Here is a 22219-nt window from a genome sequence, read left to right on the forward strand (position 1 = left end):
TCGCCTGGGCGGTTATATCAAATAAAATCTTTTAATCTTAATTCAATCAGCTTTTCGCCATAGCCTGTCATCCGGGATAGTTGCTCTGTTGTATAATCCAAATGCAGTTCTATTTCACTGTCTGGAATCAGTAAGTCTACAGCAAACCGATCAGCTTCGATCTCGTATTTAGTTGTATTAAGCTGTGTGCGCGAATCCATGAAAATGGCGTTGGTCTTTTTATGTAACAGCATGTGGCCAAGCTCATGGGCGCATACAAAGCTTTTTTCGGTATCATCCAATGTTTCGTCTATGTAGATGATATTATTGCGCTGAAAGTACTGATAAAATCCTTTTACCCCGTGCAGAGGATAAAAGACAACTATTGCGTTGAGATTACTGATAATCTCAAAGGGATTCCGTGTATTGTACTTTCTGACCAGAGAATCCGCCAGTCTTTTTACATTCATAAAATCAATCCTTCTTATACTTCTTTGGAGTATATTTTTCTTTATTCTTTTTCTTGGCCATTTCCATACCTACCTGCATAGCCGACAGAATGGAGTCAATGGCTTCCGGGGATGCTGGATTGCCGTCGAACATCAGGCCATCCTGCTTGAGAAGCTGCTCGGTGTTGGCAAGGATTTCTTTAATATCCTTTTCGTCCTTAGAATTTAGCTTAGGCTCTTCTGTTGTGGGAGTATCCCCCGTCATGAGATATTCTGACGACACTCCTAAAAAATCCGCAATCTTTTGAATCTTTTCGGCGCTTGGTGTTATAGTTTTGAATTTCAAAATATAGCTACGAGAGAAACCCAATTCTTTTTCTAGCCTATTGATAGAATAGCCCTTTTCTTTGGCTGCGCTCTTTACGTTTTCGTATAGTCCCATATAGTTCCTCCAAATTTTGCGCAATTCCCTCTTGACATTCGCAATATCTGGAGTATAATAAGATTAAAAGTTGCGCAAGATATAGCGAATATCTAAAAAGAAATAGCATCTCTGTATTTGTTGATCGCACTTCAAGTATAGAATATTTTGCGCAACATGTCAATAAAAACAGCGTTAAATTTTGCGCCAAAAGAAAGGAGTGAAACGAGTGTCAATCTATGAAAATGTAAAAACAGCTTGTAAGGAAAAGAGTATTTCCGTTATGGAGCTGGAAGAAGAGCTAGGCTTTGCGAGAAGTAGCATATATAAATGGAGCACTAATACCCCTGGTGTTGATAAGGTAAAAGCGGTCGCTGAAAAACTCGAAAAGCCTATCGAGTACTTCCTTGAGTAGAAGTATATCAAAGAGGGTGTCCAATAAAACGGACTTCCGGGAGGTGAGATGTGAATTGAAGCGGACTTATTCAGAGATTATGAATGATGTTCAAAAAGCAGAATACGGAAAAGAGAGCCGGAAACTTCATAAAGAGCTCAAGAAATACTATCATGATGGGCTTCCGCTCTTTATGAGATATCCGTTTTTGCCTACAGTGCTTAGTGCTATTTCTATTGCTATATCAGTATTTACACTAATATTGCTGCCGCAGATATTATGAGCGCAAGGATGGAAATGATAACAGGTACCCACCATTTATAGAAAGTAGAGCGAAAAGCATAGAGCTGTGCTTTGCCGGTTTGGGTAAGCTCGATATCTGGAGGCAATGATCTTTGGACATGGATTCCGCCTTTAAAGTCTGGATGTGCAAATGTTCTGGCTTTAATACATTCGTGATCTACAAGATACTCACAAATTTCCAATTCTTCAGTAGACAAAGAAGATGATTGCAGTGTTGTAGCCTTGTTGATTTTTGAAAGCATTTTATATTGTTCTCTGCTTATATCAAGCATGTATATCATTCCTTTCATCATTTGATAGGGAGATTATACCAGATACTGGCAACACGGACAATTCGTAACGCATAAGATCCCCCCCCCCCCCCCAAGGGCAGAGGAGAAAGGAGGCAACCGGTATGAATACGGAAGAAGCTTTACAAGAATTACAGCGGATTCAGCAGATCCTTCCGGAATTGGTTGTAGTTCTGTCCCAAAGCAAAGAAGAAGATAGGAAAATCAGGAGATACGAGAAGGCCGGGTATTACAGGGAACTATACGGGATCAGCAGAACGACTTATCAAGATCGCAGGGATGGAATCCGGGAACAGATTAAAAAAGGGAGGTATCCGAAGACCGCAATTCAAGAGCGGCTTGTTGATAAGGCTGTCTTTTGGGACTACAACCGATATGGCTATTATCTGCGGAATTATCCCAGGCGGGCGCCGGCCTACGATGATCGTGCGTGTCTGGAAGCAGCGATCAGCATGGAAGGGTGAAAGGAGGGACAAGCGTGAAAAAGATGAAAGATGCACTGATCGGCACCGCGATCGTCTGGCTGCCGATCATGCTGATGGTGATCGCCGGCGGCCTGATGCAGGCGCTAGGGCTATAAAAGGAGGTGAGAAGGTGAAAGTAGCAAAGGTTATCCCGGAAAATGAGTTCCAGGAATTCCTGGGGCAGTTGTCTGAAGAAGTGGCCATGATGCGTACAGATGGTATGGGATATGTGTCCATCACCTGTCAGCTGGCAAAGAAACTGACAGTATCTGCAGATACAGACAGTGAGCTGTCATTTACAGCCAGCCAGATCAAGCGGATCCTGAATCTGGCCAAATAAATAGAGCGCCCACATGAGCCGGCAAGCTCGGGCACTCTGTAAATTATCCAATTACATAATAACAGAAAGAGGTAAGAAATGGAAGAGAAAAAGATTATTACGACCGAAAACGAACTTCGCATGCTGATCGGGCTGGCCGCAGAGCAGGTCTGTAACAGTCATGAAAAAGATAAGGAAGGTTTGATTCTGGATGTCGCAGCGGAGATCTGCATCAAAGTAAACGGCCATCTGACCGGGAGAAAGGAATTCGACTCAGATGATATAGAGCTGTATAAAGCTTTAATGTTGGGTGTGTTTGATTCCGCTAAAAAAATCGCCGGGGCGGTGATCATACGATGAAAAGCGCAGCATATGAGATCAAAGAAACGATCCTTGTTCTTCCAAAGGAAAAGGAGACGGATGTGTATCACAAAGAGCTGAACCTGGTCAGCTGGTATGGAAAACCGGAAAAGTATGATATCCGGGGATGGTCGGATGACCACGAAAAAATGACAAAGGGAATCATCTTATCAGAAGAGGAATTCATAAAGATTGCCCGGGCAGGGCTTGAAAGCATAGGAGGTAAATAAGTATGGATATTCAGGTAACGATCAAAATCAGTAAAGAAGCACTGGGTGAGGCGTGCAGCGTGCTACGGGAATCTCTGGCTCAGGCGCCGGAAGCAGGGGTCTCCTCTAAGCAGCCGGAGACCGCCGTGCCTTACGGGCAGCAGATCGCGGAGCATTTTCCACAGGCGAACACGGCAGATCTTGCAGCACAGGCTCCGGTCAGCCAGCCGGCTCCACAGCCGGCATCTGTCACGCCAAACGCACAGGCCCCGGCGCCGCAGCCGGCACCAGTTCCGACCGCAGAGCATACATATACGGCGGAAGAACTGCAGGTTGCTGCTGTGGCCTTGGTGGATAAGGGAATGATGGTACAGCTGCAGGGACTACTCCAGCAGTTCGGGGTGAACTCCCTTCCGGAACTTCCGGCAGAAAAATACGGCGCCTTTGCGACAGCATTACGGGGAATGGGGGCACAGATCTGATGGAACATGAAAAGAGAGACCATGCGCTTTTGAGCGCTTCCGGTGCACATCGGTGGCTTGTATGTACTCCTTCCGCAACATTAGAAATGCAGTTCCCGGACACTGCGTCAGAGGCGGCAGAGGAAGGAACGCTTGCACATGAACTGGCCGAGCTGAAAGTCCGGAATTATTTTTACACTACGGATTTTGGTAAAAGGAAACTAAACGCTGCAATTAAAAAACTGCAGAAGGAAGAACTCTGGCAGGATGAGATGATGGGATACACCGATCAGTATCTGGATTACATCAAGGTTGTCGCGATGGCGGACAGGATCCAGGGAAGGGCAGAGATCGAAAAGAGGGTGGACTATGGGAAATGGGCGCCCGGAGGTTTCGGGACTGCGGACTGTCTTCTCCTCAAGGGGAACCAGCTGCATGTATTTGATTTCAAATACGGAAAGGGCGTTCCGGTTTCCGCAGAGGAGAATCCCCAGATGATGCTGTATGCCCTGGGGGCCAGGGACATGTACAGCCTTCTGTATCACTTTGAGGAGTTCCATCTGCACATCATCCAGCCCCGAATCGATAACGTATCCGAGTGGTCATGCACAGAGGAAGAACTGCTCAAGTTCGGGTCATATGTGCAGGAACGCGCTGCCCTTGCCATTGAGGGAAAAGGAGAGTTCTGCCCGGGAGAGAGCCAGTGCCGGTTCTGCAGGGCAAGACAACAGTGCCGCGCCAGGGCAGAGGAGAATGTCCGTCTGGCTTTCAGTCCGGACATGGGGAAACTTCCGCCGCTGATCAGCAGCGAGGATGCAGGCAGATATCTTACTCTGGGAGAAGACGTAAAGAAATGGCTGGAAGACCTGAAGGAATGGGCGCTTGCTGAGTGTCTGGCCGGGAAACCGGTACCTGGATGGAAGGCTGTGGAAGGACGGGGGTCCCGGGATTGGACAAACATGGACGCCGCCTTTGAAAAGCTGACAAAATCAGGGATTGCAGAAGAGGCCATGCTGTATGAGCGAAAGCCTCTCACTCTTGCCCAGGTGGAAAAACTGCTGGGCAAAAAAGACTTCCAGGACGCGGTCGGGAAGTTCGTGGTGAAGAATCCCGGAAAGCCGGCCCTTGTGAAGGAGTCGGATAAGAGAGAAGCAATTACTAACAAAGTAACCGCCGCTGAGGCGTTTAAGGAGGAAAATTAACATGAGTTTTGGAGATATCACAAATGTAACTACTGGCGAGGCAAGGCTGTCTTATGTACATCTGTTTAAGCCTCATGCACAACAGCCGGGAGCAGAGGAGAAATACAGCTGTACAATCCTTGTACCCAAGTCCGATACAGCGACCAAAGCCCGGATCGATGCCGCTATCGAAGCGGCCAAGCAGAAAGGGATCAGCGGGAAATGGAACGGGGTATGCCCTCCGATCGTGCCGCATCCCGTGCATGATGGGGACGGCGTCCGGCCGTCTGACGGGATGCCCTTCGGCCCGGAGTGTAAAGGGCACTGGGTTTTTACAGCCAGCGCAAAGGCGGATTACCCGCCGGAGGTTGTGGATCAGAATGGCAATCCGATGATCAACCAGTCAGAAATGTATAGTGGCGTATACGCTATGGTGAACGTAGAGTTCTACCCGTACATGTTTGGAGGGAAAAAGGGAATCGGCTGCGGTCTTGGCCCGGTGAAAAAAGTCCGGGACGGAGAAGCGCTGGGAGGAAGTGCGCCAACAGCAGCACAGGCCTTCGGTGCGCCTCAACCGGCACCACAGCAGTCGGCGGCGATCAATCCGATCACAGGGCTGCCGATGTAATACAGGACCCCTGTCAGACGATGAGGTTGGAATGGCAGCAAGGAAAGCTCAATGGGGGCTGGAAGGGGATAAATCTGGGAAGCCCTTCCTGACAGACAGGAGAGACGGATGAAACATATCAACATTGACATAGAAACAAAAAGTTCTGCAAATATCGGAGAGACCGGGCTGTACCGGTACGCCCTGGATCCGGATTTTGACGTCCTGCTGTTTGCTTATAAGACAGCTGATACGGACGTTACGGTGGTGGATTTGGCAAACGGGGAAAAGATCCCGGAGAAAATCCTGCGTGTCCTGCAGGACCCTTCCTGGGTTAAGCACGCATATAACGCTGCCTTTGAATGGTTCTGCCTGAACCAGTACGGGATCCAGACTCCGCTCGATCAGTGGAAATGTACCATGATCCATTCCATGTACTGTGGGTATCCGGCCAGTCTGGAAGCTTCCGGGAAAGCCCTGGGGCTTCCACAGGATAAAAGAAAGCTGACAACCGGGAAGGCGCTGATCCGATATTTCTGCGTACCCTGCAAGCCGACAAAGGCTAATGGGGGCCGAAACTGGAATCTCCCAAAACATGACTTAGAAAAATGGAATCTGTTTAAGGAATACAATGGCCAGGATGTGGTGACAGAACAGGAAATCTCAAGACGATTGAACCAGTTCCCGGTGCCGGAAGAGGAATGGAAACAGTGGAGAATGGACGTCATGATGAACGCTTTTGGCGTAAAGGTAGATACGGATCTGGTGCAGGGAGCCCTGACGATCGATGCTGTCAGTACACAGGAGCTGACGGAAGAGGCTGTCCGGGTTACTGGATTGTCCAATCCAAACAGCCCTGTACAACTCCTTGGATGGCTGGAGCAGGAAGGGGTGACGTTGCCCAACCTGCAGAAAGCGACTGTTGCAGAGATGCTGGAAAAGGAAGATATCCCAAACAGGGTGCGGAGGGTACTGGAGATCCGCCAGCAGCTGGGAAAAACGTCTGTAAAGAAATATGCGGCTATGGCCGCCGCAAAGTGCGGGGATGACCGGATCCGGGGGCTGACCCAGTTTTACGGTGCCAACCGGACGGGAAGATGGGCCGGCAGGCTGGTACAGATGCAGAACCTTCCCCGGAACTACCTGAAGACATTGGACATTGCCAGGAATCTGGTGAAGCAGAAGAATTATGCGGCAGTGAAGGCGTTATATGGGAATGTCCCGGATACGCTCTCCCAGCTGATCCGGACAGCGTTTATCCCGTCGGAGGGACAGAAATTCGTAGTGGCAGACTTCTCGGCCATCGAAGCCCGGGTGATCGCCTGGCTGGCCGGGGAACAGTGGGTGAATGAAGTGTTTGCCACTCACGGAAAGATCTATGAAGCGACCGCTTCCCAGATGTTCCATGTGCCGATCGAGAAGATCGTGAAAGGAAATCCGGAGTACGCCCTACGCCAAAAAGGGAAGGTCGCCACGCTTGCGCTCGGGTACCAGGGGGGCACTCAAGCGCTGATTTCGATGGGAGCGCTGAACATGGGGCTTACAGAGGATGAACTTCCGGACATCGTGTCCAGATGGAGAGGGGCGAACCCGAGGATCCGGGATCTGTGGTATGCCGTGGAAGAGGCTGCACTGCAGACGATGCACACGGCGCAGCCCCAGGCGATCCGGGGTCTGATCTTCCGCCTGGAAGGGGATCTGATCTATGGGCAGTCTTTTTTGACCGTGCAGCTGCCAAGCGGCAGGAAGCTTTTTTGTCCCAAGCCCTTCCTGCAGGAAAACCAGTTCGGGAAGATGGCCATCCACTATTATACGGTAGGACAGCAGAGCCATAAGTGGGAAGTGACGTCCACATATGGCGGGAAGATGACAGAGAACATTGTCCAGGCTATTGCCCGGGACTGCCTGGCGGAAACACTATCCCGGATCCATGCCCTGGGGCTGCAGGTGGTATTCCACGTACACGATGAAGTGATCATTGATGCCCCGATGGATGTGACCGTGGATCAGATCTGTGAGCTGATGGCACAGCCTATTTCTTGGGCGCCGGGGCTTATCCTGAAAGGCGCGGGATTTGAGGGAAGTTACTACATGAAAGATTAGGAGGACTACAGATGCAGTACAACCGAAAACTAATGATCAGTACGGCAGGGAGCCGGAAAGCCATCTATTGGCCGAAAAGTGAAATGCTGTGGTCCGAGTTTACGGAAAAATTAAAAGTCCCGGTTCGCAGTACGGAAACATTGGAGGAATACCTGGCGCTGCCAAAGAACCGGCAGGCAGAACTTAAAGATGTAGGCGGCTTCGTAGGGGGCTATTTTGAGAATGACCGGAGAAAGAGCGCATATGTCCAGGGGAGAGATCTTCTGACCCTGGATCTGGATAACATCCCTGCCGGACAGACGGAAGACATTTTAAAACGTGTGTCGGGGCTGGGATGCGCCGCGGCTGTGTACAGCACGCGGAAACATGCCGGCTATGCACCCAGGCTCCGAGTGATCCTTCCGTTAGACCGTACAGCCACGGCAGACGAGTATGAGCCGGCTGCCCGGAAGGCAGCGTCCCTGATCGGGATGGAGTTCTGTGACCCGACTACTTTTGACCCCTGCCGGCTGATGTACTGGCCGAGCTGCTGTAAGGACGGGGAGTTCATATCCGAGGTCTATGACCGCCCTTTCTGCAGCCTGGACGGGCTCCTGGGGATGTACCAGGATTGGAAAGATATCTCCGAGTGGCCGCAGGTTCCGGGGAGCGATGCAATCCAGAAACGGCGGCTGGCCAGGCAGGAAGACCCGACTACGAAAAAGAACCTTGTGGGGGCGTTCTGCCGTACATACAGCATTACCGCGGCAATGGAGCATTTCATCCCAGGGATGTATGAACCGACAGATGTGCCTGGCAGGTACACCTATACCGGTGGATCCACTACAGGCGGAGCCATCGTCTATGACGGCGATCTGTTCCTGTACTCCCACCACGCTACAGACCCATGCTCCGGACAGCTGGTCAACGCCTTTGACCTGGTGCGGCTCCATAAGTTCAGCGACCTGGATCGGGAGGCCAAGGAAGACACGCCGACAAATCGGCTTCCGTCATTTGCAGCCATGTCGAAACTGGCCAAAGAGGATTATGGCGTATCCGGCCTGATGATCAAAGAGAGGTACGAGGAGGCAAAGGAAGTATTTAACACCCAGCAGCCGGCCGGGGATGCGCTTAAAACAGATGAGATCGACCTGGAGTGGATCCGGAACCTTACCAGGGACGGCGGCGGAAAGATTGAGAAGACGATCAGCAACGTGACCATGGTCCTGGAGAACGACCCCCTTTTAAAGGGAAAGATTGTGACGGACGAGTTCGCCAGTTGCGGGATGGTGCTGGGGGCAATGCCCTGGGATCAGCGGACAGAGAAGCGGCGCTGGACAGATGTGGACTATGCCGGGTTCTACCGGTACATGGAGACATTCTACGGCATTACCGGGCGTGAGAAGCTGGACAGTGGCCTTCTGATCGTCAGCAGCCAGAACCGGATCAATGATGTAAAAGAATATCTGACGGGGCTGAAATGGGACGGCGTGAAGCGCCTGGATACCCTTCTTATAGACTATCTGGGCGCGGATAATAACCTATACAGCCGGTCAGTGATCCGGAAGTCCTTGTGTGCCGCAGTAGCCCGTGCGGTAACAGGAGGAGTGAAGTATGATTATATGCCGATCTTTACCGGGCCGCAGGGCATCGGGAAAAGCACCTTCCTTGCCACACTGGGCAGGGACTGGTTTTCAGACTCAATGACGACGTTTGAAGGGAAGGAAGCGGCAGAGTTGATCCAGGGGACCTGGATCAACGAGGTCGGGGAGCTGACGGCCATGACGAAGCAGGAGACCAGTGCCGTAAAGCAGTTTTTAAGCAAGACGCACGACATTTACCGGGCGGCCTATGGGCGCCAGACGAATAAATATCCCCGGCGCTGCGTGTTCTTCGGGACATCCAACGACAGTGAATTTCTGAAGGACTCTACAGGGAACCGGCGGTTCTGGCCGGTAGATGTCGGGGTACATAAGCCTAAAAAGTCTATATGGAATGACCTTCCGGGAGAAGTAGACCAGATCTGGGCAGAGGCATACTGCTACTGGGTGCTGGGGGAGCCGCTGTATCTGTCAAAAGAAGCAGAAGCCCTGGCAGAGGAACAGCAGGAGATCCACAGGGAATCCCACGCAAAGGAAGGGATCATCCGGGAATTCCTGGAAAAAAGGATCCCTTCAGAGTGGGACAGCTATGACCTGATGCGGCGCCGGCAGTTCTGGAGCGGGACGCTGAAACTTCCGGCGGAGGAGGCGCTGGTAGACCGGGAAAAGGTCTGTGCCGTGGAGATATGGCAGGAGTGTTTTAATGGAGATCCCAAATTTATGAAGAGACAAGACAGCACGGAGATCAACAGTATTTTAGGGAACATTAAGGGATGGAAAAGAAACAAAAGTGTGAGGAGGTATGGGTTCTATGGGACACAGAAAGGATTTGAACGGGCGTAAACCAAAGCGTAAACTTACCCGTAAACTTTATAGGAAAAAGGTGTAAACTTGTAAACTTAGGCGAAAAATCGTGCTGGTTTACGTTTACGGGAAAGTTTACATAAAAGTTTACGGAAAAAAGCCCTAAAAATCAACGTTTACAAGTATATGTAAACCATGTAAACCAACTTTATATAGAGTACTAAAAAGTAATAGTTAGGGGTATATATATACGCCCTATACGCCCTAATTAGGAAGTCTATAACGCGCGTTACGCGCGCGAGAAAAGGAGGGCTGAAAAGTGAGAGAAAAAGAGATTGAAAAGCGGCTGGTTGCAGGTGTGAAAAATCTGGGAGGGAAAGCCTATAAGTGGGTAAGCCCGGGAAACAATGGGGTGCCTGACAGGATCGTGATCCTTCCAGGAAGGGCGCCGGTGTTCGTGGAACTGAAGACAGAGTCCGGAAGGCTGACGGCGCTGCAGCAAGTACAGATCAGCAGGCTCAAGGACCTGGGGCAGGATGTCCTGGTGCTGTACGGGTGGGAACAGGTAAAAGATTTTTTAGAGGAGTGTCAGAAAAATGGAGTTTAAACCGCATGCCTATCAGGCACACTGCATCCGGAAGATCGAAGAGATCCCAAAACTTGGATTATTCCTCGATATGGGCCTTGGCAAGACAGTGACGACGCTGACAGCCGTGAAGGACTTGAAGTATAACCGGTTTGAGGTGCGGAAAGTTTTGGTGATCGCCCCGAAGAAGGTGGCCGAGGGTACCTGGACGAAAGAAAAAGATAAATGGGATCATACTCGGATGCTGCGGGTTTCCCAGGTGCTTGGCAGCCAGGCGAAACGGATCCGGGCGCTGAACACGCCGGCGGATCTGTACATCATCAACCGAGAGAATGTGGTGTGGCTGGTGGATTACTATCGGAACGCCTGGCCGTTTGATATGGTGATCGTGGATGAAAGCAGCAGTTTTAAGAGCCATAAGGCAAAGCGCTTCAAGGCGCTGGCTAGTGTAGGCGGGCTGATCAGCCGGATGGTGGAGCTGACGGGTACCCCTTCCCCCAATGGCCTGGAAGATCTCTGGGCGCAGGTGTATCTCCTGGACGGAGGCGAACGCCTGGGGAAACGGTATACCCAGTTCCGGGAACGGTACTTCCAGCCGGACAGGAGAGGGCCTGACGGCATGGTGTACAGCTATGAGGCAAAGCCGGGGACACAGGAGAGCATCTTGCAGAAGATATCCGACATCTGCATCTCCATGAAGGCGGAGGATTACCTGCAGCTGCCGGACATCACTTATCATGAGATCCCGGTGGAACTGGATCCGAAAGCTAAGAAAGCATACCTGGAGCTGGAGAGAAAGATGGTGCTGGAGCTGCCGGAGGATGAGGAGGAGATCAGCGTAGCCAGCGCGGCAGCCTTAAGCAATAAACTCCTGCAGCTGGGCAACGGGGCCATCTATGATGAGGACCGGCAGTACCACGAGATCCACAACTGCAAGATCGAGGCGTTCCTGGAGCTGATCGAATCCCTGCAGGGAAAGCCGGCACTGGTGTTTTACAATTTCCAGCATGACCGGATCCGGATGCTGAAAGCTTTGGAGAAGATGAAACTTAGGGTAAGGGAGCTGAAAACGACACAGGATGAGGATGACTGGAACGCTGGGAAGATTGACGTCCTGTTGACCCATCCGGCCAGCAGTGCTTACGGATTGAACCTGCAGCAGGGCGGAAACCACGTGGTCTGGTTCGGCCTTACCTGGAACTATGAACTGTACACTCAGGCCAACAAACGTCTGCATCGGCAGGGCCAGCAGGAGAAGGTGATCGTCCACCATCTGATCTGCAGCGGCACCCGGGATGAAGATGTGATGGATGCCCTGCAACGGAAGGATGATGTGCAGGGTTGGGTAATGCAGAGCCTAAAGGCAAGGATTAAAGCAATCAAGGAGGGAAAATAAGTGTTAGTTGAGAAGTCGAGAGCGGAAGCAATCAAAGCTTTCCTGAGCGGAAGAAAGGTTAATGTGCTGACTGAATTTGAAGATGGGTCAATGGCAGTGGAATCCATTGAAGCGATCCTGTCAGAGGAGGATACCCGCTATCTAGTGGATGTTCCGGCCGTGGAAGATCCGGAGTTTCGGCAGGCTGTAGAGGATATGGTCCATGGATCTGATCAGGACGCCATGGATGAAAAAGATTCTATGAAGGGTGAACTTTTGCCCCCCCCTCACGAGGCCGGAGACAGAACAACCTCCGGCCGGAAAATCAAAAAAAGGAATTAGCCCTGGAGCTGTTTGATAAAGGGATATCGGTAAAAGAAATCGCAGATCGGATCGGGGCAAAATACAACACAGTGTACTACTGGATCCATGCAAAGACACAGAAAAAACCAGGATGGAATCAGGACCGGCATGCATGCCGGACTTGTGTGTACAGGGCGACCGGCACACTGAAAACGAATGGCGCCGGCTGCGACTATGCAGATATAACGCAGCATATCAGAGACTGCAGTGTGGAAGACTGCGACAAGTATATCAAGGGGGCACCCAAATCGAAAAAGAGGCAGGTAAAGAACAATGGGAAAGAAAATGAGTGAATATATGGCCGGCCGGGATGACGGGCTTCTCCTGGCGCTGAAAATTGTCAAAGAAGACGGAGTGGAAGCGCTGGAGAAGGAGATACATTTCCGGAACCTTACCGGGATACATACGGCGCTGGCGAAGAAAGAACTTGATCAGGCAAGTGTAAAGATTAAGGAAATGACGATCGATACGATCACCGTCTTAAGCGCGGCCACTCTCCGGGATGAGTTCGAGTTCGGAAAGAAACGGATCAGCCGGTTCATAAACCGGTTAAACCTGAAGGCAGAGTGCCTGATGGACGACTATGTAACATGGCAGGAGATCATTGATGACCTCAAAGAGGATATAGGGCTGGAGCTGACGATCAGGAGGAATGATTGATATGAGATACACAGAATATCATGCCGGGGTAGCGGTGATTAAGGATAAGTCGCTGCTTCCCGGAGCGATGGAGAAGTTGGCCAAGATCGAGGACATGGATGACATCCCACAGATCTGTTGTGATGAGTATTGCAAGTATCCCGGACGGTGCAGGTCGCAGACAGAAACAGATCAAATCTGTGATGAGTGTAAGCTGGCAGAGCTGTTTGACCTGCTGTTGAGTAGTGGTGAAGAAAATTAGGATTTAGTGGAGGGAGGATGCAAATGAAAGTATACGAGGATGAGAAAACGGATAGATACGGAAGCTACCCAATATGGATAAGCGGGAAAGACGCAAATCCACAAAAAATACAAGACGAATTATTCCGCCGATATGGAGGCGAGGGATACAAGTTTGCAATCGTATTTGATTGCTCCGGGGACGAATGGGAAGAGCCGGATAAAAAAACACCAGTGTATTTCCTGGACGACATATTTGAAGAAATGATCAATTACATTGGGATAGAAAAAGCAAGAGAATTGCTTGACAAGTATGCAGAAAGTTAAACTGACATTTACAGGAGGACGGAGATATGAGTAGCGCAATGAGAAGAATAAAAAGAGGATTAAAACGGCATCACAGATATAACACAGTGGAATATAACACTGAAATATTAGTACACGGGAGAATGGTGTATGGATGTGAACGGTGCGACAGAAGATGGAGTATGTATTTAGAAAAAGGGATTGAAGAGCCTGGAGAAAATCATAAACCATCACCATTTGTCATACAGTGCCCATTTTGCGGAGGTATGGCAAGAGACATATCTGGAATAATCGGTTTTGCTGGAGGGGGATATTATCCTCTGCCAGATGGGGCAAGTTATTTCGCAAACAGAAAGGATTCTGATTGTGGAGTACCGATTTTGAACTGACAGGTAGGGGGAAGATCAGAAATGAAAACGACTGAAGTAACTGAAATGTGTCCGCATTGTCAGAATGAGGTGACAGTGCAGTGGGATGTGGAAAATGATGGATATGAACTATATTGTCCGTATTGCGGATTCCCGATTATGTTATGCAGTATGTGTGATGCACGTGATGGAAAAGTATGCGACTGGGAGGAGATAAAGGGCTGTAAGCATAGTGACGAAAGATACAGAGATTATTTCTATAAGAACTTATCTTGTGAAAATGCTGCGGAAATCGCGAGATCATCACGAGATAATGACATCTGGATTCCGGTGGATGAGCGGCTGCCGGAAGAACTTGCGCCAGTATTGGTGACGGCCTGTGTGCCGGTAAGAAAACCAGGATGGGACAAAAGAAAAGAGTGTTGTGTTGTCGTTGACACAGATGTATATGACCCAGAAATAAAACATGGATGGGAATATTTTAAAGATAAAGTGACAGCTTGGATGCCGTTGCCGGAGCCGTATCAGAGAGAGGAGGCAATCAATGAAAAAGAATAACATGCACAAAGCATTTGCCGGCCTTCTGGCTATGATCGTGATCGTATGTGCCGTCATAATCGGATGGGCAGCTGCAGAGCCAGAACAAACAAAGCCAGCCGAGCCAGAGCCCCTGGTGATCAACACAGTGCAGAGACAGGATGACATGCTGCTGACCGTGATCCAGGAAGATGAAACGGTCTTTCAGTACGCCGGTGACATCGAATTGTGGAAATGTGCAGACGGTAAAGCATACGGCATCATATATCTTGACGAGGAGGTGCTGCAGTGAAGGAACGCAGAGACAGGAAGGAAATGAGAGCAGATCAGCAGAGACACTATGAAGGGCTGGAGGAACTGCCGGTCAGCAAGAAGGCAAAGGAGCGCTTCCGGCGGCCGGCATACCAGGCCAGGGGAATGATCCGGGAACAGGGACAGCAGATGGAGGGGCGGTCATGACAGTCCGGGATCTGATCGACAGGCTGATATCCGGGATCCAGTCCGGTGAGTTGCGCGGATCGGATCCGGTGCCGGCGGACATCCTGGAAGATGACAATAAATCCGTGCTGGAATACCTGGTCGGGAAATACGGAATAGGGGAGGATGATACCAATGGAATCAATGAAAACCGAGAATGAAAAGAAAAAAGAATATCTCCGGAGCTATCTGGTCCATGTGCGGCGCATCCGCCGGATTAACGCCGAGATAGAGGAGCTTCGCACGATGAAGATGAACCCATCGGCGAAGGATAATGACGGGATGCCGCACGGAAGTGGCGGGCAGGGGGACCTGTCTGAATACGCGGCAGACCTGGATCAGATGATTCAGGAGCTTATTGATGAACGATACCTGCGAATTAAGACCTATCAGCAGATTGCCGGGCAAATTAAAAAGCTTCGCAGTGAAAATGAGAAGGACGTGCTGTTCTACCGGTACATAAAAGGCCTTGACTGGTGGGAGATTGCGGAGAAGATGAAATATTCACAGAGACATATTACAAGGTTGCATGGCAAGGCCTTGGCTCATTTTGAGCTTCCAAAAGATGTCCTAGAATGTCCTATTGACGTGTGATAATATGGTATCATCGAAAAGAAAGACAAGAGGAGCACTTCACCAGACGGAGAGGTGCTCCTCTTTTGCAGATAACATACCAGAATGAAGGTGGTGACGATTGAATGATCAGAACTTAAAACCGGTGCGAACCAAGAGCGAAGCAAGAGAGCGCGGAAGAGCTGGAGGAAAAGCCAGCGGGGCAGCCAGGCGTCGGAAAGCGGACTTCCGGAAGACGCTGAACATGCTTCTGACGGTGGAAATAGACAGCCCGGAATGGAAGCCGATGCTGGAGACTCTGGGTGTTGACTGCACCCTTGAGTCTGCCATGCTCATGGCCCAGATCAAACAAGCTATGCTTGGCAGTACGAAAGCAGCCACTTTTGTAGCAAAGTATTCTGGCCAGTCTCCGGAACCGGAAGAGAACAGAAGGAACCGAGAGGCAGACACCGAACTGAAGAAAGCCAGGAAGCAGGCCGTCACAGGAGAAAATGAAACGGAAGAAGCCTTGGATAAACTGGACAGCATATTGAAGGAGATGCGTGATAGTGCAATTAAGCAGCAAGCAGAATGAGTATATCCTAAATGCAACGCATAGATGGAATATCAAGTCCGGGGCTGTCCGATCGGGGAAGTCGTTTGTAGATACAGCATATATGATTCCATTTCGGATCAGAGAGCGGGCTGGCAAGCCGGGGCTAAATGTTATCCTTGGCGTGTCAAAAGAATCCATTGAGAGAAATGTCCTGCAGCCAATGCGAGAGATCTATACGGATAAGCTGATCGGGACGATCAATAACCGGAATGTGGCGCGCATCTGTGGCGAAGATGTATACTGCCTTGGTGCTGAAAAGGTCAGCCAGGTGGCAAAGATTCAGGGATCATCGATCAAATACTGTTACGGTGATGAGATTGCGAAATGGAACAAGGAAGTATTCCAGATGCTTAAGTCTCGTATGGATAAGCCATACAGTTGTTTCGATGGATCCTGCAATCCAGAACACCCGACACATTGGCTGAAAGAGTTCCTGGATAATCCGGACCTGGATATTTATCTGCAGACATACACAATTTTTGATAACCCATATCTTGATCCGGAATTTGTAGAAAACCTTTGTAAAGAGTATGAGGGTACAATCTATTATGATCGCCTGATACTTGGACTATGGAAACGGGCCGAAGGAGCAATCTATAAGAGATTTGCAGATAATCCAGAGGGATTCCGGTGTGAGATTTTGGATAAGCTGGATCTTGCTGCAGAACGAAAACAGTTCCGGAAAGAGGATATCGTATCGATTGAGTTTTCAATCGACTTTGGAGGGAACAAGTCAGGTCATGCTTTCTGTGCCAGAGGATATACGGATGATTATAGGGATGTGATCGCACTGGCATCCAAGCGTATCATGGCAAAGGACGAGACAGAGGACATTGACAGCAACATGCTGGACAAGCTGTTTTGCGATTTTGTCCAGGAAGTTATCGATAAATATGGTGTGATAGTAAAACATGGGAGCTATGTGGAATATTGCAATGCCGAGTCGACGTTTTGGGATAATGCCGAGACGGTTCTTGGAAATTCCATTCGGAATGCTGTGGAGAAAAGGTTTCCCTGGATGTCTGTGAAACCGGCCAGGAAAAAGCCTATTAACGATCGGATACACTGTACGATCCGGCTTATGGGCGCTGGCCGTTTTTGGATGACAGAAGATTGCGGATCCCTGCAGGCAGCCTTTACAGATGCTGTTTGGAATCAAGAAAAAGACAAAGATGAGCGTCTGGACGATGGCAGCACTGACATCGATAGTCTGGACGCTTTTGAATATACCATCGAGCGTGACATGAAGTATCTGATCCAGGAGGTGGATGATGTTTGATGGATTTAGAAAAATATGGAGAGGGTTGATGCGGATGTTTGGATATACAACTCTGAAAAATATTGTAGGAAAAGATGTTACTCTATCAGAACAGATGATAGGAGCAATCAATGAATGGAAAGCAATGATGACCGGACAAGCGGACTGGATTACTGATTATGTCCGATCGTTGAAGATAGAGGATGGAATCTGCAGGGAATTTGCAGATGCTGTGCTGATCGAGATGGAGTCTAATGTCAGCATTGAGAAGCTGGACAAGATTTATCAAAAGTCCATAGCAGATCTGAATGAAAACCTTCAGGATGGTCTGGGCCTGGGATCCCTTGTGATAAAGCCGATCGGCGAAAACAAAGCAGAGTATATCACAGCCGATAAGTTTATCCCGATCACATTTGGAGACGATGGAAAACCAACAGATATCGGCTTTCTGACAATAAAAAGGATGGGGCAGAATGATTATTACACTCGGTTCGAGAGACATTATTTTGTGAATGGCAATCTGACAATCGAAAACAAATGCTATCATTCTCAGGACCCGTCTGATATCGGGCAGCAGTGCAGTTTGGAAAGCGTGGAAGAATGGGCAGATATCAATCCCGGCCCGGTTACTTATCCGGGAATGAACCAGATGGACTTTGGCTATTATAGAAACCCGATCAAGAACAAAGTTGATGGATCTGCATGCGGGGTATCTATTTTTGAATCCGCAAAAGAGTTGATCAAGAAAGCGGACATTCAGGGAGCCAGGCTCGACTGGGAATATGAATCCGGGGAGCGGGCGATCCATGTTGATGACAGGGCTCTGAAGGCTGACAAGAAGACGGGAAGGCTTGGTGTGGCGAAACTGAATCGCAGGTTGTACCGTGGCCTTAATTTGGAAGATGGAAAGGACAGGGAACTGTTTAAAGAATACTCTCCGTCAATGCGAGACGATGCATACAAGCGTGGTCTCGAGGAATATAAGAGGGAGATAGAGTTCAATGTCGGCCTTGCATATGGGGACCTGTCTGACGTGCAGGAAGTTGCGAAAACAGCCACAGAAGTCAAGACATCGAAGACCCGGAAGTTTAACCGGGTGACCTCAATTCAGAACAATCTTAAAGATTGCCTGACAGATTTGGTTGCTGGCCTTGCCTTTTACAATGGATTGTATAATTCCGGGTACGAGTTCAGCTGTGACTTTAAGGATTCTATTCTTGTCGATGAGGAGACGGAACGCCAGCAGGATCGAGCGGATGTGGCCGCTGGATTTATGCAGCCGTGGGAGTACCGTGCAAAATGGTACAACGAAGACGAGGCAACAGCCAAGAAGATGGTTGCACAGCAGGCAGATGTCATAGAGTAGGTGATATGAAATGATGACACAGGGCGATATCGAAAAGCTTACCATCACGATGGAAAAGGCTGCGGCAAAGCTGGAACAGGATATCATGCTTGATATCGTCCGCCGGATCAAGGCAAATGAAGGCATGACATCTACCGCAGAATACCAGATCCAAAGGCTTCGGCAGCTGGGGCTTGCCGATCAGTATATTCGGGAAGAGATACAGACCTATTTAAAGGCATCGGCAGAAGAGATGGATCGGATCTTTCGGGATGTTCCAGAAAGTGAGTATAACAAGTTTGGTTCATTGTATCAGCAGATGGGAATGGAGCAGACACCGTTTGGAAATCACACGGCAATTCAGGCAGTCATTGCAGCAACAATGACGCAGACAGACAGTACCTTCAAAAACATATCGCAGAGCTTGGGATTTACGGTTCAGAAAGGCGGAAAGACAGAGTTCCTACCCATAGCAGAATACTATCAGCAGACATTAGACAATGCAATCCTGGGCATTGCTACAGGTGCATTTGATTATACATCGGCATTGAACCGGGCTGTAAAAGAGATGACCAGGAGCGGCCTGCGGACAGTAGACTATGCATCTGGCAGATCATACCGGATAGAGTCGGCAACCAGAACAGCGCTTATGACCGGGTTTTCCCAAATCACCCGGTACATGAATGAACAGACTGCAGCAGAATTGGGGACTGATGATTATGAGGTCTCTTATCACATGGGCGCCAGGCCTACCCATCAATGGTGGCAGGGCAGGATATACAGTTACCAGGAACTGCTTTTTATATGTGGCTTGGGGACTGTGACGGGGCTGTGTGGTATTCACTGTTATCATTGGTATGAGCCATTTATCCGTGGCATATCCGTCCGGAACTATACGGATGAGCAGCTGGATGCAATGATTCAAGAAGAAAATATGCCGAGAAGTTATCGCGGAAAGGAATATACTGCGTATACTGCGCTGCAGAAGCAACGGAAGATGGAACTGACAATGCGGAAACAAAGGCAGGACATTGTGCTCTTGAAAGAGGGCGGCGGTAACTCCCTTGATATTCTGGCTGCACAGACAAGGTATCGCACCACCATGAATGAATATGTATCATTCTCAAAGGCGATGAATATGCCGCAACAGATAGACCGGGTGTATATGGATGGACTGGGAAAGGTCACGGGGAAATCCATTGAAAAAAGAGCCAGATCTGGAATAATGAATTTATCGGGTACGAAAGAGAATATCGAAGTGCATTCAGTGGGCAAAATAAACCGTGATATTTACAAATGTATCACGGAGGATATCGTAACGGATGAGGTTATCATTACGGATGAGAGGATAGAACATATTAAAGAAAGACATCCGAATGACTATGAGAGGTTTTATAGTTACATTCCAGATATTATCAATGATCCGGATTTTATTATTGAGGCTAATAAGCCCAATACTGCCGTTGTTTTGAAAGGAATCGAAGAGCGGGGAGAAAAGTTTAAACTGGTTCTTCGCATCAAAGTACAAGGCGATCCGGAAGAGTATAAAAATTCCATTATGACATTTTGGCGCATCGGGGATACAACATGGAGAAAGACTTTGAAAAATAAGACGGTTCTTTACAAAAAGGAATGATTTTGTTATAATTTGAGTACAATAAAAAGAGGTCTTCGAGGTGAAAAGTGCGTCGTCATGCGCCACATGCTTAATGCAATGGGCAAAAGAGATGCTGGGAGTGACGCTCCAGCCGGAGACTTCTTTTTTACTGAATAATATGAATTGTCAATACCACCAGCCAGGAAGGCCGGTGGTATTTTTATACTCATTTTTAGGAGATGATAGTTAATGCTTGAAAAAGAGTATCACGGAAAAGATGCGGAAATCATTATGACGAAAGCAGAATTGGAGTGTATGATCGCCGAATCGGAAGAACGTGGATATCAAAGAGGTGCAAAACAAAACGAAAAGCTAAAGGAGGTTTTAAGAGCTGTGGTTGATTTGATTAAAATTGTAAGTGATGAATAGAGAGGCGGTGATCCAGGTATCTCCCTTGAGGCGCAGGGTTATGCGTCTTATTTTTATGCCAGCAGATTAGGCGTAAAACAGTCTGGACTTACTTGAAATCAGAGGTGCGACCTCGTAAAAAGCGTAGATGAAAGGAAGGAATTGTAACATGAAAAGAAAAGATTTGGAAGACCTTGGGCTGGAAAAAGAAACCGTTGATAAGATTATGGACTGGAACGGTGCGGATATTGAGGCGGCTAATGCAAAGGTGAAGAAGGCAGAAGGCGAGAGGGACAATTACAAGGCCCAGCTTGACACGGCGACGGCGGAGCTGGACAAGTTTAAAGATGTTAAGCCGGAGGAAATGCAGGCTACAATCGAACAGCTTCGGAATGATCTGAAGGCAAAGGATGATGAGTATGCTGCAAAGGAAGCAGAGCGTCTTTTCAACGATACTCTCGATAAGGCAATCGTGGCTGCTGGCGGCCGTAACGCGAAGGCTATCCGTGGGCTGCTGGACATTGATGCATTAAAAGGGTCTAAGGACCAGACAGAGGATATCAAGAAGGCACTGGACGCGGCTAAAGAGTCTGACGCTTATCTGTTTGGTGCTGATGAACCATTCAGGAACCCGGTTGGTCCCACAAACAATCCGGAAGGGGACAAGGGCCTTGACGTGAGCACAGCAACGCTTCGCGCAGCAATGGGACTTCCCGCAGAAAAGAAAGGAGACTAATAAACAATGGCAAACAGTATTGCATTAAGAAAACAGTATTCTACACTGCTGGATGAGGTGTATAAATTATCATCTTTATCTTCCGTTCTGGACGGACCGAATGAACTTGTCCGGGAGGGAGCAAACGCTAATGAGATCCTGATTCCGAAGATGGATATGCAGGGACTTGCGGATTACAATAAGCAGACCGGATATGTGGCCGGCGATGTAACCCTGGAGTACGAGACCAAGAAATGCGGATATGACCGCGGCCGTATGTTCACGATTGACGCAATGGACAACATCGAATCTGCAGGCGTCGCTTTTGGACGGTTATCTGGGGAGTTTCTTCGGACAAAAGTTGTTCCTGAGATTGATGCGTGGAGATTTGCGACCTATGCACAGATTTCCGGCATTACAACTGCAAGTGCAAATCTGTCTGATGGAAAAGCAGCCCTGTCAGCTCTCCGGGCAGCGAGAGGACAGATCGAGAATGCAGAAGCCAACCTGGCAACGTGTTATCTGTTCATCAATCCGACAGTACTTGGTATGATCGAAGATCTGGATACTACGGCATCTAAAAAGGCTATGGAAGGATTTGCTGGCATTGTAAAGGTACCGAAGGGACGGTTTTTCAACAAAATCACACTGACAGGAAGCGGTGCTGGTGGATTTGCGAAGGCATCCGGAGGCCTTGATCTTAACTTCCTGATCGTAGATAAGCAGGCGGCTATTCAGTATCAGAAGCATACAGTATCCAAGATCATTACTCCTGATCAGAACCAGGATGCAGATGCCTGGAAGTTCGGCTATCGTACGGTCGGTATTACCGAGTGCTATGATAACAAGAAAGACGGTATCTATGCTCATACAGTAGCGGGGGAATAGAACCCGCTGACGATTTAGCCTTGAT

General features: G+C 48.9%; 32 protein-coding genes. 29 read left to right on the forward strand and 3 right to left on the reverse strand.

What is annotated here, in order from left to right:
• Nucleotides 1–17 precede the first annotated feature (17 nt).
• Both ABGT54_RS05795 and ABGT54_RS05800 read right to left on the reverse strand, forming a co-directional pair.
• A complete protein-coding gene (locus ABGT54_RS05795; RefSeq protein ID WP_346663217.1) occupies nt 18–449 on the reverse strand; it encodes an ImmA/IrrE family metallo-endopeptidase in 432 nt (143 codons plus the stop codon).
• A 4-nt stretch (nt 450–453) separates the two neighbouring features.
• Nucleotides 454–870, reverse strand: coding sequence for a helix-turn-helix transcriptional regulator (locus ABGT54_RS05800; protein WP_346663218.1), 417 nt, complete (start codon nt 868–870; stop codon nt 454–456).
• Nucleotides 871–1078: 208 nt separating this feature from the next.
• Between ABGT54_RS05800 and ABGT54_RS05805 the strand changes: the two genes are divergently transcribed.
• A complete protein-coding gene (locus ABGT54_RS05805) occupies nt 1079–1264 on the forward strand; it encodes an XRE family transcriptional regulator (protein ID WP_346663219.1) in 186 nt (61 codons plus the stop codon).
• Between the two features lie 230 nt (nt 1265–1494).
• Here ABGT54_RS05805 and ABGT54_RS05810 read toward each other — a convergent pair whose 3' ends face one another.
• A complete protein-coding gene (locus ABGT54_RS05810; RefSeq protein ID WP_346663220.1) occupies nt 1495–1818 on the reverse strand; it encodes a hypothetical protein in 324 nt (107 codons plus the stop codon).
• A 122-nt stretch (nt 1819–1940) separates the two neighbouring features.
• Here ABGT54_RS05810 and ABGT54_RS05815 point away from each other — a divergent pair, with 122 nt between their 5' ends.
• The 28 genes from ABGT54_RS05815 to ABGT54_RS05950 all read left to right on the forward strand — a co-directional run bounded on the left by ABGT54_RS05815 (nt 1941) and on the right by ABGT54_RS05950 (nt 22194).
• Nucleotides 1941–2300: a hypothetical protein gene (locus tag ABGT54_RS05815; RefSeq protein WP_346663221.1), complete on the forward strand. Its 360-nt coding sequence runs from the start codon at nt 1941–1943 to the stop codon at nt 2298–2300.
• Between the two features lie 130 nt (nt 2301–2430).
• Entirely contained in the window at nt 2431–2640 is a 210-nt protein-coding gene (locus ABGT54_RS05820) for a hypothetical protein (protein ID WP_346663222.1), read from the forward strand.
• A 78-nt stretch (nt 2641–2718) separates the two neighbouring features.
• The gene (locus ABGT54_RS05825) at nt 2719–2979 is read left to right on the forward strand and encodes a hypothetical protein (RefSeq protein ID WP_346663223.1); all 261 of its coding nucleotides are present in this window, start codon (nt 2719–2721) and stop codon (nt 2977–2979) included.
• Nucleotides 2976–3209, forward strand: coding sequence for a PC4/YdbC family ssDNA-binding protein (locus ABGT54_RS05830; protein ID WP_346663224.1), 234 nt, complete (start codon nt 2976–2978; stop codon nt 3207–3209). The genes ABGT54_RS05825 and ABGT54_RS05830 overlap by 4 nt, the downstream gene beginning before the upstream one ends.
• 2 nt (nt 3210–3211) lie before the next feature.
• Nucleotides 3212–3670, forward strand: a complete 459-nt coding sequence (locus tag ABGT54_RS05835; protein WP_346663225.1) for a hypothetical protein — start codon at nt 3212–3214, stop codon at nt 3668–3670.
• Entirely contained in the window at nt 3670–4851 is a 1182-nt protein-coding gene (locus ABGT54_RS05840) for a DUF2800 domain-containing protein (protein WP_346663226.1), read from the forward strand. The genes ABGT54_RS05835 and ABGT54_RS05840 overlap by 1 nt, the downstream gene beginning before the upstream one ends.
• A gap of 1 nt (nt 4852) precedes the next feature.
• Nucleotides 4853–5458, forward strand: coding sequence for a DUF2815 family protein (locus ABGT54_RS05845; protein WP_346663227.1), 606 nt, complete (start codon nt 4853–4855; stop codon nt 5456–5458).
• Between the two features lie 108 nt (nt 5459–5566).
• Nucleotides 5567–7540: a DNA polymerase gene (locus ABGT54_RS05850; RefSeq protein ID WP_346663228.1), complete on the forward strand. Its 1974-nt coding sequence runs from the start codon at nt 5567–5569 to the stop codon at nt 7538–7540.
• A gap of 11 nt (nt 7541–7551) precedes the next feature.
• Nucleotides 7552–9963, forward strand: coding sequence for a virulence-associated E family protein (locus tag ABGT54_RS05855; RefSeq protein WP_346663229.1), 2412 nt, complete (start codon nt 7552–7554; stop codon nt 9961–9963).
• Nucleotides 9964–10243: 280 nt separating this feature from the next.
• Entirely contained in the window at nt 10244–10531 is a 288-nt protein-coding gene (locus ABGT54_RS05860; protein ID WP_346663230.1) for a VRR-NUC domain-containing protein, read from the forward strand.
• Nucleotides 10521–11906: a DEAD/DEAH box helicase gene (locus ABGT54_RS05865; RefSeq protein ID WP_346663231.1), complete on the forward strand. Its 1386-nt coding sequence runs from the start codon at nt 10521–10523 to the stop codon at nt 11904–11906. Before ABGT54_RS05860 ends, ABGT54_RS05865 begins: the two co-directional genes overlap by 11 nt.
• A complete protein-coding gene (locus tag ABGT54_RS05870) occupies nt 11907–12227 on the forward strand; it encodes a hypothetical protein (protein ID WP_346663232.1) in 321 nt (106 codons plus the stop codon).
• Between the two features lie 294 nt (nt 12228–12521).
• Nucleotides 12522–12908 carry a hypothetical protein gene (locus ABGT54_RS05875; protein WP_346663233.1) on the forward strand — a complete coding sequence of 129 codons (387 nt, stop codon included), beginning with the start codon at nt 12522–12524 and terminating at the stop codon, nt 12906–12908.
• A gap of 1 nt (nt 12909) precedes the next feature.
• A complete protein-coding gene (locus ABGT54_RS05880) occupies nt 12910–13149 on the forward strand; it encodes a hypothetical protein (protein ID WP_346663234.1) in 240 nt (79 codons plus the stop codon).
• Between the two features lie 23 nt (nt 13150–13172).
• On the forward strand, nt 13173–13454 hold the full coding sequence (locus tag ABGT54_RS05885; protein ID WP_346663235.1) for a hypothetical protein: 282 nt from the start codon (nt 13173–13175) through the stop codon (nt 13452–13454).
• Between the two features lie 26 nt (nt 13455–13480).
• The gene (locus ABGT54_RS05890; RefSeq protein WP_346663236.1) at nt 13481–13822 is read left to right on the forward strand and encodes a hypothetical protein; all 342 of its coding nucleotides are present in this window, start codon (nt 13481–13483) and stop codon (nt 13820–13822) included.
• 21 nt (nt 13823–13843) lie between these two features.
• The gene (locus ABGT54_RS05895; protein ID WP_346663237.1) at nt 13844–14359 is read left to right on the forward strand and encodes a DUF551 domain-containing protein; all 516 of its coding nucleotides are present in this window, start codon (nt 13844–13846) and stop codon (nt 14357–14359) included.
• Nucleotides 14346–14630: a hypothetical protein gene (locus tag ABGT54_RS05900; RefSeq protein WP_346663238.1), complete on the forward strand. Its 285-nt coding sequence runs from the start codon at nt 14346–14348 to the stop codon at nt 14628–14630. The genes ABGT54_RS05895 and ABGT54_RS05900 overlap by 14 nt, the downstream gene beginning before the upstream one ends.
• Nucleotides 14627–14797, forward strand: a complete 171-nt coding sequence (locus ABGT54_RS05905; protein ID WP_346663239.1) for a hypothetical protein — start codon at nt 14627–14629, stop codon at nt 14795–14797. The genes ABGT54_RS05900 and ABGT54_RS05905 overlap by 4 nt, the downstream gene beginning before the upstream one ends.
• Nucleotides 14794–14976 carry a hypothetical protein gene (locus tag ABGT54_RS05910; protein ID WP_346663240.1) on the forward strand — a complete coding sequence of 61 codons (183 nt, stop codon included), beginning with the start codon at nt 14794–14796 and terminating at the stop codon, nt 14974–14976. Before ABGT54_RS05905 ends, ABGT54_RS05910 begins: the two co-directional genes overlap by 4 nt.
• Entirely contained in the window at nt 14951–15409 is a 459-nt protein-coding gene (locus ABGT54_RS05915) for a hypothetical protein (protein ID WP_346663241.1), read from the forward strand. The genes ABGT54_RS05910 and ABGT54_RS05915 overlap by 26 nt, the downstream gene beginning before the upstream one ends.
• 100 nt (nt 15410–15509) lie before the next feature.
• Nucleotides 15510–15962, forward strand: coding sequence for a hypothetical protein (locus ABGT54_RS05920; protein WP_346663242.1), 453 nt, complete (start codon nt 15510–15512; stop codon nt 15960–15962).
• Nucleotides 15937–17262, forward strand: a complete 1326-nt coding sequence (locus ABGT54_RS05925) for a terminase family protein (RefSeq protein ID WP_346663243.1) — start codon at nt 15937–15939, stop codon at nt 17260–17262. Before ABGT54_RS05920 ends, ABGT54_RS05925 begins: the two co-directional genes overlap by 26 nt.
• Nucleotides 17255–18607, forward strand: a complete 1353-nt coding sequence (locus ABGT54_RS05930) for a phage capsid protein (protein WP_346663244.1) — start codon at nt 17255–17257, stop codon at nt 18605–18607. Before ABGT54_RS05925 ends, ABGT54_RS05930 begins: the two co-directional genes overlap by 8 nt.
• Before the next feature lie 10 nt (nt 18608–18617).
• Complete coding sequence (locus ABGT54_RS05935; protein ID WP_346663245.1) at nt 18618–20222, forward strand: phage minor capsid protein; 1605 nt, start codon at nt 18618–18620, stop codon at nt 20220–20222.
• Nucleotides 20223–20432: 210 nt separating this feature from the next.
• Nucleotides 20433–20612, forward strand: a complete 180-nt coding sequence (locus tag ABGT54_RS05940) for a hypothetical protein (protein WP_346663246.1) — start codon at nt 20433–20435, stop codon at nt 20610–20612.
• Nucleotides 20613–20760: 148 nt separating this feature from the next.
• Nucleotides 20761–21327 (forward strand): phage scaffolding protein, encoded by a 567-nt coding sequence (locus ABGT54_RS05945; RefSeq protein WP_346663247.1) that lies wholly within the window; start codon nt 20761–20763, stop codon nt 21325–21327.
• 6 nt (nt 21328–21333) lie between these two features.
• Entirely contained in the window at nt 21334–22194 is an 861-nt protein-coding gene (locus tag ABGT54_RS05950; RefSeq protein ID WP_346663248.1) for a hypothetical protein, read from the forward strand.
• Nucleotides 22195–22219: the final 25 nt, after the last annotated feature.

This window comes from uncultured Merdimonas sp., from assembly GCF_963929015.1.
In the GTDB taxonomy this organism is placed as follows: domain Bacteria; phylum Bacillota; class Clostridia; order Lachnospirales; family Lachnospiraceae; genus Merdimonas.